This is a genomic window from Leptolyngbya sp. BL0902 (assembly GCF_016403105.1).
Lineage (GTDB): Bacteria > Cyanobacteriota > Cyanobacteriia > Phormidesmidales > Phormidesmidaceae > Nodosilinea.
The window spans coordinates 448632-461660 of sequence record NZ_CP046155.1 but is presented as its reverse complement, the minus strand read 5'-3'; the positions used below and the strand labels follow the sequence as shown (position 1 = coordinate 461660).

Sequence of the window (13029 nt, the reverse complement as noted above, 5' to 3'; positions counted from 1 at the left end):
CATTTTTAGTGTTGTCTGTTCTCACCCCGTGGTGGGCGGGGACGGAGCGATGGTGCCGCAGGTTAGGTGGGGTGGGGGGTAAGGTAGCCCTGGAGGAAGGCGACCAGATCCCCACAGGTTACTAGCTGGGTTTCGTCGAAGTAGTCGAGGATGTCAACGTCAAAGGCGTGATAGAAATCGTCGCAGAGGGTGAGGCCCCAATCAAACCAGCAGACCGCCGGGAAGTGGAGATCTTCCAACAGGCGATCCGTGGGATGAATCCGGCCCACGCAGAGGCCGCTGTAGGCAGACAAACGATCATAGATGAATTCGACCAACGCTTTTGGCGTACCGAGAGATGGGCTAGCCCAGTGACGGCAGAACCAGTCTTCACAGGTCAGGCAGGGGCGCGAGGAGAGCCATTGGTTGACTTGCTCCCGCATCGCCTGATCTGGACTGAGCAGCCCATAGGTGGTGATGCTGCTAACAAAGTTTCTCAACGGTTGCCACATGATGGATTGAAGATAATGCCCCGAAGGCATTTCCCTCAGTGTTCCCAAGATAGCCGCAGAAGCTCACCGTCTTCCCGTTGTTTTTTTAGATTCAGCACAATCTAGGACTGGGGCTGCACAGGGCACGGGCTATTGAATCTATCAACAACTGAGGCTAGCGTGGGACAGTAGATGCGACGATTGAGGAACAGCGATGATGAGAATCCAACCATGGAGCTTTGGCCTTGCTGCCTGGGGATGCGTCGCCTGTAGCCCGATCCCCACAGCGGGGTCAACGGACGCATCTTTGCCTGCGCCGCCATCCCTCCCCCAGCCTCCAATCTACGAAACCCTAGCCCTACCCTCGGCCACCGTGCATTGGGTCACAATTCCCGACCCGGTGCGCTATCCGGTGAGGGTAGCCGTGGCCGACACCCTCACCCCTGTAGAAGCCATGGCCGACGGCGTCTGTGGCACCGAAGGCTGTGCGGTGGCCCTCAATGCGGGCTTCTTTGACCCTAACAATGGCCTCACTACATCCGCCGTAGTCATCAACGGCGAGCTAGAGGCCAATCCGCGCCAAAACCCTCGTCTGATGGACAACCCAGACCTAGCCAGCTATCTCGATCAAATCCTCAACCGCTCAGAATTCCGCCGCTATACCTGCGATGGCTGGCCTCGCTATGCCATTAGCTTCCACCAAGATCCTGCACCAGTGGGCTGTCTCCTAGCGGAATCTGTAGGCGCTGGCCCTCAACTTCTGCCCCACAGCACTGCCATCGCAGAAGGCTTCCTCGACCCCGCCACAGGCCGCGATGCCATCGGTAGCCAAGCTACCAACGCCCGATCCGCCCTAGGGTTAACTGCCGATGGAGCCATCGTGTTGGTGATGGTGGCTCAAGTGCCAGGAGTATCGCCGTCGGGGCTGAGTTTACCCGACTTGGCCACCCTAATGGCTGAACGGGGCGTTGTACAAGCCCTAAACCTCGATGGCGGTAGTTCGTCTACCCTGAGAGTTGATGGCATAACTCACTACGGACGCCTCAACTCAGCGGGGGAATGGGTGCAGCGTCCCGTGAAATCCATCCTGTGGGTGAGCTCCCAGCCTGCCGTGATGCCCTAGGGTATTCGCTCTAAGGCACTGCCTACCCTTGGCCTTAGCTATGGCCAAAGTTGAAATCAATCCGTCTACCGTTTCCTGGGCCTACTTTCGGGCACTGGTTCGTTAAAGTAGGAGGGTTTCAAAGCCCCTGGAATTCAAAAGCTCAGCCATCGAGATGGGGCGGGGTGTGAAGCCCATAGCCATCGCAGGAGTGGTCTTCCCCTGAAGTCCCCAGTGGGGGCGTACCCAATTATGGATCAACCGCTGAACGTCCAAACTTCGCTGCAAGCCCTCGGTGGTCTTGGCATAGAGGTTTTGTCGGCGACGGTAGGCACTACTGATCGGCTCCGAAAATTCGGTAGGGCTTGCCTCGCAAAGCAGATTTCAGTAAGGCGGCTAGGTTGATGGCTATTTCATTATGGTTAGGTGTACCTCCAGTAATGAGGTAAATTTCTCCGTTTACATACTCATGGCGTTCTTCTGAAGCCAGTTCAAATTCTAGGTATTCTTCATGGGTATAGGTGCATTGCTCAAGTGTTTGTATCATATTCTTTTTAAGGTCTCTCTTTCCTCTATTATGCCTATTTTATGGGTAGGCACTTAATCCTTTAATCCATTACAGCTCCGCCTAATTATCACTACTAATTCATCGAATAATCAACAAATTAAAAAATACTTTGGGTAGCAGGGCTACTGCTAATGGCGGCTGTTAAGGATTTCCTTCGTAATCAACACAGATCACTAATCCGGCGAGGATTTCAGTCATGGACTCTGGCTCTATTTGTCCTAGACATTTGACGAAGCGCTGGGTAGATAAGCTACGAATTTGTAAGACGTTGGCGGCGGAGTCTCTAGCGAGTCCGTTGGTTTTAGTAGCGATTAACTTGACCATGAAGGGGCGGTGATCAAATCTATCTTGCCAACTGGTGATAGGGATGATAATGCGAAGGGGAAGCGGGGCAAATAGATCGGTGCTGATGACGACTACAGGTCGAGTTTTCTGAATTTCTTGGCCACGAGTGGGGTCGAGGTCTACCAACCAGATTTCGCCACAGTTAGGGTTCATCATCGGGAAACTCCCAGTCTTCGCTATCTAGGGCGGCAAACTCGGTGAGTTCGGGATCATCTCTGAAGTCTTTAGCGGTTTCGGTGACGAACGGTTCTAGCGCCTGGTGCCGCTGGGATAGGGGCAGACGGGCCAACTGTTGCAGGGATGGTTTAGCGGGGAGTGCCGGAGGTGACGAAACTTTTTGTCTCAGAAATTCGGCAAAGTCGAGGACTTCTTGCTGCTTTTCGGTGGGGAGTTGGCGTAGGTGGTCGAGGAGGGCTTGTTCGAGGTGGGCGGCGCTGAGCATGATAGGAACCTCGGCAGAGATAGGTCTAGCTTAAAACAGTTTGCCTTGGGCGGGGATATCGTTGCCGGAGAGGTTGCCTTGGATAGGGGATTTGCCAAATGAATAGTGTTTAGACTTCTGTATGCGTTGCGGCTCAGACTAACATATCCTGCTGAGCAAATTATTAGGCGGCAAATGTGGGTTCTAAATGGGTGACGATATCTTCCTGCTTAATACCATTAGTGATTAGGGTTTGAGTTAAGCTTTCCTCAAAGTTGTCTTCTTCGATGATGACTTGTTGGCCGACCAATCGTGCATGGAATAGGATGGTGTCCATCCAGGTTTGTTTGTCCCAGCCTGTGGCTAGTACTAAGAAGTGGCCGGATTCAGTATCGCAAACGGGATAGAGTTTGATGGCCTGTAGGCGGGGCTGGTTTACTACGGCCTCTTGCAAGGTTTTTTTAAGGATGTCTGTGTAATTTAATGACTGATCCATTGTAGGATGGCCTCCTGGTTAGGGTCGTAAACTAATAAATTAATTTTATTACGCTGTACGGCTAGCTGGAAAATCGGCTTCTGAAAATGCCGGATATAGATATCTTGACTTACGGCTAGGAACAATCTTCGTTCTGGCTCTTGTTCTTCTAAGGCCCACTGATAGAGCTGAAGCTGGCCCATTGTTTTTTCTAGTTCGCTAATTACGGAAGCTGAATCGAAATCTTTGACTTCAACGGCTATTTTACGGCCTGCTTTTTCAGCAGTGAAGAACTTCTCGGCTCCTAGGTCGGCTTTTAACAGGGTTTTCTCTAAGACTAAAATTAATGGGTCGTCTGTGATTATCCACCCATCTTTTTCTAGGGTGCGACGTAGGGCAAAATGTAAATCATCTCGTCTAGACATCACTGCGCTCTCCTTTATTGTACCTATTACATAGGCAATTTATAGTGTTTAGGTCTGTGATGTATTGTGACTAAAGCTCACCCATCTTGCTAACTGTGTAGCTCAAGATTTGATTTATAGCCAATTATCGATCTGCAAGTTAGGTATACGTTCAAATTCGCGAGTATTTGCGGTGATGAGTGTAAGTTCCAGGGAAAGGGTATGGGCTGCAATCAGAAGATCGTTTGGCCCGATTGGGATTCCAAGTTGCTCTAAATGGTGACGAATTTCAGCATAGTGGTGATCTATTGGAGTGGTTAGCGGCAAAATAGGTAAAACATCAAGGATGCGTTCTACTTGCTGAATTAAGCGGGAGGAACTACTTTTAACTGCGCCGAACCGGAGTTCACAGGCTACAACGATGCTGGTGCAAACGCTTTCTTCACCGACCTTGGTGATTTGCTGAAAGACCTGTCCTTGGGGGTGTCTTACTAGGTCTGACAGAATGTTAGTGTCGAGCAGATATTGATAGGTCATCTGGCAAGGCTAAAGCATAATATCATCTAGGGATAGTGTTTCTGCGTCTGTATCAGGGAAGGGATCGGCTATGTCTTCTAATGTTGACAACAGCGCAAGTAAAGAGCCAGGTTGGATAGGTTCAATGATGAGTCGGTTTCCTTCTTTGCGTAACAGGACTTCGCTGCTGGGCAGAGTAAATTCGCTGGGAATAGTTAGTACTTGATTTTGCCCGCTGGCTACAAGAAAAGCATGATTTGGGTTTGACATCAGAAAACCTCCAATTTAGATTCACCTATCTTTTTCTAGGGTGCGGCGTAGGGAAAAATGTAAATTGTCTCGTCTAGACATTACTTTGCTTTCTTTGATGGCACCTATTTTACACCTATTTTATAGGTAATTTATAGTGTTTTAGCCTTTGATGCATCACGATCTGGTTGGGCGTATTTGCTTAGTTCACCATGCTATGTTTCGTAGATTCTCTACTTCTTTGAAATGGGCATCTCGTGTTACTAAAATTAGATTATGCTGTAGTGAAAGGGCTGCAATCCAGATGTCATTTTCAGGCAATGGTCGGCCTTTGAGTCTCAAGTTATTTTTGACTTCGCCGTATTGTCGAGCTGTTTCAGTATCACACGCTAATATCGTGCTGCCATCAACGAAATCGTCGATTCTAGCTAAATTTGCTTCAATTCGACCTGATTTCCTGGCTCCGTAATACAATTCGCCAATGACAATACTTGGAATAAAGACTTCGCTGGCTTGAGTAAGATTGCTTTTGATGGTTGCCTCGTTAGCAAAAAGGGCAATGACGATATTGGTATCGAGCAAAAATTTACCATTCATCGATATCGACCTGTCCACAATCTTGTTCAATGGCTTCATGCATTAACTGGAGATCGTCAGGAGGTATTGCCCCAGCGAAACGCAATAATTGGTGGCCTGGTGTACCTCGAATTTCTACTTTTGCGAGGGATCGTACAAATTCAAGGACTTGTCTTTGTAGCGGTTGAGGCATGATTTTCAACTGCTCAACCACTTCGTCAATGAGAGGAATGCTCATACTAATCTCCTTAGTTACCATCCTAAATCACTTGTAATTATCCACCCATCTTTTTCCAGGGTGCGGTGTAGGGTAAAATGTAAATCGTCTCGCCTAGATATTACTTCGCTTTTCTTGGCGGATTTTTTCCACATCACGCCAAAAATCTTGGCGAGTAGCGTTTCCCAATCTGGATGGGCGTTCTTGGGTGTAGTCACCGATTCCCCAACCCATATCTTTGAGAAATCGGACGGTTGTTACTTCGCCTAGATGCTCGAATAGTACTTGGTAGCCTTTTTCTCGAATTTCAAGGGGTGTCATGATTGGATTCTCCTTCATTTTGAAAAATTGACATTAGCCAATTAACAGGATTTTCAACGGTAACGTTTAGTCCGCTGGAGTAAGACTTGGCTTTTCTAAGTAAGCGATCATCTGTTGTGAGTAATACATCGACTTTAGCTATTTCAGCACAAGCAATGTGAAAGGAGTCATAGAGTCCAAAGCCTAGACTTTCTAAGTCTTGAGAGCGTTGGTCGATGCTACTGTCAAGGAAAATGACTTGATGGGCAAGGCTGAGAAGTCGTCGGACATTCTTCAACTTTTCAAGGTTAGTCATTCGCATCAGTTCTACCTCTACGGCTTCACTGGAAGTGATCTGCCACTGTTTTGCCTCAACTCTGGCTAAGATCGACAAAATTACTTCACCCTCTAAACGCACCCGTTCTTGTGACCAGTCGTCAAAGGGGCGATTGAGGCAGCATACATCTAGATAAAGGTTGTAGCTTTTTACCATTCCCACTCAGCCTAACGTATTCTATTCGTTAAAATCAATAGGTTATCTGTGACCATCCACCCACCTTTTTCTAGGGTGCGGCGTAGGGCAAAATGTAAATCGTTTCGTCTAGATATTACATCGCTTTTATTTGCGGCACCTACACAATAGACAACAACTCATGATTCTTTCCAGGATTCTAGAGAAAACGGTTGAACTTGATGGATGTGCTGTAGATCGATGTCTACGGATACGAGAGTTAAGGCGACTTCTGGAAAATAGTTTTCCCAGTGGTGGGCACTGCCTACAACGACTCCTAGCCTTATGCTAGTTTGGGTCTATAGATTGTATCCTCTAGAAAATCGCCCCAATAGATGTTTGGATTCAATTCTGGAAGCATCATGGTACTTTTGCCTGGGTACTTAGAGATATTAATATTTTGTGCGACAGATTGTAAGCCGGGTTGTTTCATGTAGTAAAGTCCCGAATCGTGAATAGTGCTAATAGATCTATGAATCTCATGCTCAAAAAAAGCATAAGTATGATCATCACCGTCTTCATTACAAGTTTTATAAGCTTCAAAGGTAAGGTGCGGCGTACCACCAAAATTTTTGGGTTCTTGCAAAATTGCACCTTTTCCTAAAATAAATATTGCATCAACAGAAAATAAAGACCATGATATGTCGCTAGGCCATCTCGACTGAATACATTTCATTCTCTCTGACATAGGCATTGTTGCCTGTTTGTAATAGTAGCGAGAAAGACCGTCAAATACACCTCCAGGGAAGTGAAGGCGATAAGAATCAAAGGAGAAAATATATTTTTTAATTTTCATGTTTTGAGAGAGAGGTGTTCTAGCAAATTCAAAAATTGCATCTGAACTCCGAAGAGACTTTTTCAGTTCATCCCTCGTCAATCTGCCTTTTACCTCAATAGTTGCTTTGCAGGCTTCAGGTGGAACTATAACAAAATCCCCATCTCTAAAAACTGGAGCATAATCATAAGAATTCCATATTAGAATATCTATTTGTTTTGATTTAATTGGATTTCCTAAATTATCTGCTGCAAGTATAAATCCAGTGCTGACTTCGTGCTTCCTGGGAATTACATTTGCAATAAGCTGTCTAAGAATGGATTCCTTGTAATTGCCGACGCTAAGCCAATGATCACGGCTTATGAGCTGATCTAAGCGCTTCATTCGGCTTTTAAGTTCATTGTCATAGGATGAAAAGAAGTTTGTGAAAAGGTTATTGGTTTCCTCTGTGTGCATTTTGCTTGTCTCCCAATGTCACAGCTTAGCCTGATGTGCTCATTAGCTAGGGTGCGGAGTAGGGAAAAGTGTAAATTGTCCCTCCTAGGCATTACTTCGCTTTCCTTTGCTTTACCTATTTCATAGGTAATTTATAGTGTTTAAGGCTTTGATGCGTTATAGCTAAGTCTAATAACACATCCTATTAACTAAGGAGATAAAGGGGTGCCAGTCGGCCATATCTCAAATGATTATGTAGCGATCATTCTGAAAGGCTGAAGCACGTCACTAGATCATGATTAATTAATTAGGATGGAGTCATCAGAAATAGAGCTAAATTCTCTCGAAAAGGATTGATGTTAACTAAGCTCTCAGAAGAATTGGTGCTACCAAAATCTCTTATTGCTCCAACAGCATTAGAAAATGGGCCTAGCATTTTCCACTTATCGGCATCTGGTGATTTACGTTCGCCAGTAATAAGTTCCCATGCAAAATGCTGACAATTATTTTGGATAATGTTGTATTCGGTTCCTTCGTATTTTGGCCTAAGCTTCTGTAGCCTTTCTTTCATTTGCGAGATATCTATTGGATAGATAGGCTGGTGAATCAGTGTATAACTTGCAGGCTTTTCTGTTACAGGGTGAAGTGGCATAGCTCTTAGATCTGCTAAGAACAACTTACATGTTTTTTTGTTGCGTGACTCATCTTGAGATGCTATTAATCCAACCACTCTATGCGTGTCCAGTACGATATCGCAATGCTTAACGCCATCTAACTGAATAATTGAGCCTGTAGAGTAATTAAGGGTATCCATATATTTCTAGCTTCACTACTCAATCATCTAAAAAATCATTAAGTTTTTCCGAGATAGTAGACTCCTCAGATGCTGAAGTAGAAGCTCTGATAACTGAGTTGCTTATTGACTTCTCTGAAATTTCTTGTGAACCTTCTCCGGTTAAAAAGTCTTCAAGCTCTTGAGTTGCACCTTCAACTGCGATCTTTGAAGATGCCGCGACAGAACTACCTAATGCTGAATTGACTACATCCACTATGTAACCTCATGTTTGATTTAAAGGGCTTTGGCTTAGTAGTTAAGCATCTGTTTTCATTGCACTTTTAGCTCCAATCATAGACCGAAAAATCAAGCTGACTTCTAGGTGTAATGATATTCCTCGAAAGTTAACAGTCCTTTATGCTTCGCGCTGGCTTATTCACAGCCATATTGCCACTGTCGTGAACGCCCCTAAACAATACTCTCACAACCTACTCTGACTCTTAATTCGTAAATAACTTTCCACCAGGGGTTCTACGATTTGGTGGGCGGGGGCATCCAGCACCAAAACCCCTCGTTTTTTTAGGCGGGCAAAGGCCGTTTCTCGCTGGCTCAGCAAATCCAGCGCCACCGCCCGTTGGTAGGCGGCATCGACTTCGGTGGTGGGCTGGTGGGCTTGGCGGTCGATGGCGGGGTCGCGTAGGGTGATGCAGAAGGGCAGGTGGCGGGGGCGCAGGCGGGCCAGGGCCGAGAGCAATTCGGCGCTGGCGGTTTCGTCCACGATGTCGGTGATGATGACCACCAGAGAGCGGCGGTGCTGTTGTTGGGCGGCGTGGGTGGCGGCGGCTAGGTAGTCGGATTCTTCTAGGACGGGGTCGATGGGGGTGAGCCGTTCGATCATCCGTTGAAAATTGGCCCGTCCGCCCTTGGGGGGGAGCCAGGTGTGCAGGGTGCGGTCAAACACGCCCAGGCCGACGCGGTCGCCGCGACTGACCCCCGCCAGCGCCAAGGAGAGGGCCGCATTCATGCCCCAATCAAATCGGGTGAGCCCTTGCACCTGGGCCGTCATCAGCCGACCGCGATCCAGCAAAATCAGCAGGGTTTGTTCCCGCTCTGGCTCCAGCACACGGACGAGGGGCTGACTGAGGCGGGCGGTGGCCTTCCAGTCGATGAAGCGCAGGTCGTCGCCGATGCCGTATTCCCGCAGTTCGGCAAATTCGGTGCCTACGCCCAGTCGTCGCCGCTGCTTCAGGGTTCCCGTGGACTGGAGGGCGAGCTTGACGGAAAGCTGGTGCAGGCCGATCAGGTCGGGGTAGACGGCCACTGGGGCGGCGGCGGGGATCGTCCAATCGGCCCAAGCGAGGCCCAGGGGACTGAGTTGTTGAATCTGCACATCGCCCCAGGGGTATTCGCCGCGCCGTTTGGGGTGGACGGTGAAGGTGAGGGTTTCCGGCTCACGGGCCTGGAGATCGACGGTCAGCGGCATGGCGGTGCCGTCGAAGTCGGTGGGGTAGTTGTCGAACAGGCGCAGGCGGGTGCGGTGGGGTGCTTCGGCCTGGAGGGTGATGGGGTTGTCTCGGCCAATGGAGAGGCGATGAAGCCGATCCCGCGTGATGGTGGCCCGTCGGGAGTTGACCCGCCAGCCGTCCCACAGCATCGCCAGCAGCACCAGACCGTCAAATAGTCCCAATGCCAGCAGTGCCAGCATCAGACGGTTGGGCGTATCAAAAAAGTTGGCCAACAGCGTTGCCCCCAGCCCGCCCCCCAGCAGCAGACCGTAGGTTTTGCCCGTGGGAACGATGGCCATCAGCGGGGCACCGCCACGGCATCCAGCACGCTTTGGATGACGCGATCCGTGGTCAGGCCATCCAGTTGGGCTTCGGCCCCCAGCACCAGGCGATGGCGCAACAGGGCGGGGGCGACGGCTTTGACGTTGTCGGGGGTAACGTACTCTTGGCCGTTGATCCAGGCGTGGGCCTTGCTGGCCGCCAACCACTGCACCGTGGATCGGGGGGAGGTGCCCAGTTCTAGGTCGGGGTGCTGGCGGGTTTTGTGGGCCAGGGCCAGCAGGTAATCCAAAATCGACTCCTGGACGGGGACGGCCTTGGCTTCCTTTCGCGCCGCCAGAATGTGATTAGCGCTGACGATGGGCTTGAGCTGGCTAATGTCCAGCCGTTTCGCCTCAAATCCGGCCTGGGCATTGAGGAGCATCTGCTTTTCGGCGGCGGGGGCGGGATAATCCACCACCAGCTTAAAGAGAAAGCGGTCGAGTTGGGCCTCCGGTAGGGGATAGGTGCCCTCAAACTCCAGGGGGTTCTGGGTGGCCACCACCCAAAACAGGTCGGGCAGGGGGTGACTGGTGCCGTCCAGGGTCACTTGCTGCTCCTCCATCGCCTCCAGCAGGGCAGACTGGGTTTTGGGCGGAGTGCGGTTGATTTCGTCCGCCAGCAGCACCTGGGTAAACACCGGGCCACGCTTGAGGGTGAAGGTGCGGTTGGTGAGGTCAAACACGTTGGTGCCGGAAATGTCCGAGGGCAGAATGTCCGGCGTGAGCTGAATCCGGGCAAAATCCGACTGAATCAGCCGCGACAACACCCGCACCAGCAGGGTTTTCCCCGTCCCCGGCACCCCCTCCAAAATCACATGTCCCCCCGCCAGCAACGCCACCAAAAGCTGCTGCACCAGGGTCTCCTGCCCCACCACCACGCTGCCAAGGGTTTTGCCAATGCGATTGATCGCCGCCTGAAGGTCGCTCATGGGTTGCCAGAATCTCCGGAGGAAAGGGGCTGTAGGGATTGTACCCGCTGGAGCCAGTCCCGCAGTTGGGTTTCGGTGCGGGGTGTGGGCGGGGTCAGGATGTCGGCTAATTCCCCAGAACTGCGGCGATACTGCTGCACCCAGGCCGCTTGCAGTTGCTCGATGGGCACTGGAGTTGTCCCTAGCCCCAGCGCCTTTTGCAGAGTGATGCGCTCCGCCTGACTGAGGGTTTGCACCACAAAATCGTGGCTGTTGGCCTTGTAGAGCACCCCGGCCAGGGCTTGGATGTAGGCTTGGCTGTTGTCGATTTGGGGCGTCTTTAAAGGTTGGCGCGGCCCCAATCGACGGTTAAAGGCCAGCAAGGCCAGCAGCGTCACCCCTAGGGCTTGCAATCCCAAAATCAACAACGGAGTTTGCCCCAGGTAGGCTAGCCAACTGTCACCCCCCACCTCAGCGGCCACCGCATCGGCATCGCGATAGCCGTGCAGGTACTCGTCAATCCACACCCGCCCGCCCTCGCGAGTCACCAACTCCGTCAGAAACGCCAGGTTTCCCGGCTGATTCAGGTAGGCATTGGCCCCCAGGTGCGGCGTTGTCACCGCAATAAACCGCCCCAAACTCCCATACTCCTGCTCCCAAGCTACGGATCCATACTCATCTTTGAGAAACGCCGTTGGGCTATCACTCCCCTGGTAACGGCGACGGGTGTCAATCTGCACAGTTCCCTGATCGCTGCTTAGCACTTGGGAAAAGGGCGCTGCCGTCGTCGGAGTTTTCCAGCCTAGCACCACCAGCCGATGGCCCGCCTCCAGCCAGTCTGGCATCCAGGGGATGAGGCTGTACAAATTTTGTTGATCGATAAAGCCGGGGAGGATGGCGACGAGGGTTTCTGGGCCGTTGGGGTCTTGGCCCTCACCCCCAGCCCCTCTCCCACGGGGAGAGGGGGGCCGGAACTGGCTTTCTTCAAAGTCCCTCTCCCAATTTTGGGAGAGGGATTTAGGGTGAGGGAAAGTCCCAGTATTGAGGACGTTTGGCTCACTATTGGCCCCGGATTGGCCCTCATCCCCAGCCCCTCTCCCTAAGGGCAAGGGGGGCCGGAATGGGTATAAATTTGCAAAGGAATTGGGAAAGGAGGGGTGATCCAGATTTAGCGTGGTGGTTGTGCCCTCTGATCCGGGTGGAATCGGCTTGGGCTGGGGTTTCTTTTCCGCTCTGCCCACTTGCTCCAACAAATCTTCCACCGGACGCTGCCACCGTTGTACCGTTACGTCCTGCTGCTCCAGGGATTCATACCAAGCGCTATAGCCCGAAGGCCCTCGGTGCCAGGTGGAGCCGCTATCTAGCCGACTGCTGGCTGGAGCCCCTAGCAGCAGCAGCCCCAGCAGCAAAACTAGGGCCACCGCCCCCAGGATTACCGTGCGCCGATTCCAGGTCAGGGCCGTATTCACGATTGGGCAATCTCCTGGTAGGCGCGACGGCAGCGCTGATAGGTTTCCTCCGTGGCTTGGCCATCGCCAAAGGTAAGGCGTTCGTGGGTGCGAATCAGCAGTTCATAGGGGCGGTTCGGGGGTTCCAGGCAGGCCAGGTATTCCCCATCGGTGCGGCTGGAGCGATAGGGCACGGTTTCGGTATCGTTGAGTCTGGCCAAACCCGCCATATAAAGCGCCTTACAAGCCGCCGCATAATCCCCCGCCTGGGCCAATCTCTGCGCCTCTTTCCACCAGTAGGCCGCCTGCTTCAGGGCTTCTTCGCGAATCGCCTGGGTTGTCATCGCGCCCGGAATTTTGGGACGATTCAGGTAGGCCATCCCCCCTTGATACAGCAACCACGCCAGCCACAGCGCCAGCCCCGCCACCATCAGCCAAAACAGCCCTCGCGCCAAGGGTTCCAGCCAATCCCAACTTTGGATTCCTGGGCCATCGATATTAATGCGCGAAAATTGATAGTCAAACCATTCCCCCGTGCGCTGAACGGTTTGGCGAATTTGCCAAGAGAAAGAGTGGGTACAGTGGGACAAATCCGGGGGCATGGCGGCGAAACACCTAGCGCAAACTGGCCCCATTATGCCACCTGCCAGAAGAGCCGTCCTCGGTTAGCCTGCCACAGAAGCCCCTCAAACCTGCCCCATACCAGCCC

The 13029-nt window shown here is 51.3% G+C and carries 20 protein-coding genes and 1 pseudogene; 1 reads left to right on the top strand and 20 read right to left on the bottom strand.

Annotated features, from left to right (window positions below; translation table 11 throughout):
- Window positions 1-62: 62 nt before the first annotated feature.
- On the bottom strand, window positions 63-479 hold the full coding sequence (locus GFS31_RS02130) for a hypothetical protein (RefSeq protein WP_198806661.1): 417 nt from the start codon (window positions 477-479) through the stop codon (window positions 63-65).
- A gap of 205 nt (window positions 480-684) precedes the next feature.
- Between GFS31_RS02130 and GFS31_RS02125 the strand changes: the two genes are divergently transcribed.
- Window positions 685-1593: a phosphodiester glycosidase family protein gene (locus GFS31_RS02125; RefSeq protein WP_225907534.1), complete on the top strand. Its 909-nt coding sequence runs from the start codon at window positions 685-687 to the stop codon at window positions 1591-1593.
- 102 nt (window positions 1594-1695) lie between these two features.
- On the opposite strand, the pseudogene GFS31_RS02120 reads toward GFS31_RS02125, so the two are convergent.
- The 19 genes and pseudogenes from GFS31_RS02120 to GFS31_RS02030 all read right to left on the bottom strand — a co-directional run.
- Window positions 1696-1908: pseudogene (locus GFS31_RS02120) on the bottom strand (IS1 family transposase); the annotation flags it as partial.
- Entirely contained in the window at window positions 1907-2119 is a 213-nt protein-coding gene (locus tag GFS31_RS02115; RefSeq protein WP_198806660.1) for a Uma2 family endonuclease, read from the bottom strand. The pseudogene GFS31_RS02120 and the gene GFS31_RS02115, both read right to left, overlap by 2 nt.
- Before the next feature lie 162 nt (window positions 2120-2281).
- Window positions 2282-2641, bottom strand: coding sequence for a type II toxin-antitoxin system PemK/MazF family toxin (locus GFS31_RS02110; protein WP_198806659.1), 360 nt, complete (start codon window positions 2639-2641; stop codon window positions 2282-2284).
- Window positions 2628-2927: a DUF2281 domain-containing protein gene (locus GFS31_RS02105; RefSeq protein WP_198806658.1), complete on the bottom strand. Its 300-nt coding sequence runs from the start codon at window positions 2925-2927 to the stop codon at window positions 2628-2630. Before GFS31_RS02105 ends, GFS31_RS02110 begins: the two co-directional genes overlap by 14 nt.
- Before the next feature lie 163 nt (window positions 2928-3090).
- The gene (locus GFS31_RS02100) at window positions 3091-3402 is read right to left on the bottom strand and encodes an element excision factor XisI family protein (protein ID WP_198806657.1); all 312 of its coding nucleotides are present in this window, start codon (window positions 3400-3402) and stop codon (window positions 3091-3093) included.
- Window positions 3387-3806, bottom strand: a complete 420-nt coding sequence (locus GFS31_RS02095; RefSeq protein WP_198806656.1) for a XisH family protein — start codon at window positions 3804-3806, stop codon at window positions 3387-3389. The genes GFS31_RS02100 and GFS31_RS02095 overlap by 16 nt, the downstream gene beginning before the upstream one ends.
- A 114-nt stretch (window positions 3807-3920) precedes the next feature.
- Window positions 3921-4322, bottom strand: coding sequence for a type II toxin-antitoxin system VapC family toxin (locus GFS31_RS02090; protein ID WP_198806655.1), 402 nt, complete (start codon window positions 4320-4322; stop codon window positions 3921-3923).
- A 9-nt stretch (window positions 4323-4331) separates the two neighbouring features.
- A complete protein-coding gene (locus GFS31_RS02085; RefSeq protein WP_198806654.1) occupies window positions 4332-4571 on the bottom strand; it encodes an AbrB/MazE/SpoVT family DNA-binding domain-containing protein in 240 nt (79 codons plus the stop codon).
- Between the two features lie 186 nt (window positions 4572-4757).
- Window positions 4758-5147: a type II toxin-antitoxin system VapC family toxin gene (locus tag GFS31_RS02080; protein WP_198806653.1), complete on the bottom strand. Its 390-nt coding sequence runs from the start codon at window positions 5145-5147 to the stop codon at window positions 4758-4760.
- A complete protein-coding gene (locus tag GFS31_RS02075; RefSeq protein WP_198806652.1) occupies window positions 5137-5364 on the bottom strand; it encodes a hypothetical protein in 228 nt (75 codons plus the stop codon). The genes GFS31_RS02080 and GFS31_RS02075 overlap by 11 nt, the downstream gene beginning before the upstream one ends.
- A 93-nt stretch (window positions 5365-5457) precedes the next feature.
- Entirely contained in the window at window positions 5458-5664 is a 207-nt protein-coding gene (locus GFS31_RS02070) for a hypothetical protein (protein ID WP_198806651.1), read from the bottom strand.
- The gene (locus GFS31_RS02065; RefSeq protein WP_198806650.1) at window positions 5651-6136 is read right to left on the bottom strand and encodes a PIN domain-containing protein; all 486 of its coding nucleotides are present in this window, start codon (window positions 6134-6136) and stop codon (window positions 5651-5653) included. The genes GFS31_RS02070 and GFS31_RS02065 overlap by 14 nt, the downstream gene beginning before the upstream one ends.
- A gap of 301 nt (window positions 6137-6437) precedes the next feature.
- Window positions 6438-7385 carry a DUF6602 domain-containing protein gene (locus GFS31_RS02060; protein ID WP_198806649.1) on the bottom strand — a complete coding sequence of 316 codons (948 nt, stop codon included), beginning with the start codon at window positions 7383-7385 and terminating at the stop codon, window positions 6438-6440.
- Window positions 7386-7671: 286 nt separating this feature from the next.
- Window positions 7672-8178, bottom strand: a complete 507-nt coding sequence (locus GFS31_RS02055; protein WP_198806648.1) for a hypothetical protein — start codon at window positions 8176-8178, stop codon at window positions 7672-7674.
- 19 nt (window positions 8179-8197) lie between these two features.
- The gene (locus tag GFS31_RS02050) at window positions 8198-8413 is read right to left on the bottom strand and encodes a hypothetical protein (RefSeq protein ID WP_198806647.1); all 216 of its coding nucleotides are present in this window, start codon (window positions 8411-8413) and stop codon (window positions 8198-8200) included.
- Between the two features lie 207 nt (window positions 8414-8620).
- Window positions 8621-9943 (bottom strand): DUF58 domain-containing protein, encoded by a 1323-nt coding sequence (locus tag GFS31_RS02045; RefSeq protein WP_198806646.1) that lies wholly within the window; start codon window positions 9941-9943, stop codon window positions 8621-8623.
- Complete coding sequence (locus GFS31_RS02040; protein ID WP_198806645.1) at window positions 9943-10893, bottom strand: AAA family ATPase; 951 nt, start codon at window positions 10891-10893, stop codon at window positions 9943-9945. The genes GFS31_RS02045 and GFS31_RS02040 overlap by 1 nt, the downstream gene beginning before the upstream one ends.
- Window positions 10890-12341 carry a DUF4350 domain-containing protein gene (locus tag GFS31_RS02035; protein ID WP_198806644.1) on the bottom strand — a complete coding sequence of 484 codons (1452 nt, stop codon included), beginning with the start codon at window positions 12339-12341 and terminating at the stop codon, window positions 10890-10892. The genes GFS31_RS02040 and GFS31_RS02035 overlap by 4 nt, the downstream gene beginning before the upstream one ends.
- Window positions 12338-12922: a DUF4129 domain-containing protein gene (locus GFS31_RS02030; RefSeq protein ID WP_198806643.1), complete on the bottom strand. Its 585-nt coding sequence runs from the start codon at window positions 12920-12922 to the stop codon at window positions 12338-12340. The genes GFS31_RS02035 and GFS31_RS02030 overlap by 4 nt, the downstream gene beginning before the upstream one ends.
- Between the last annotated feature and the right edge of the window lie 107 nt (window positions 12923-13029).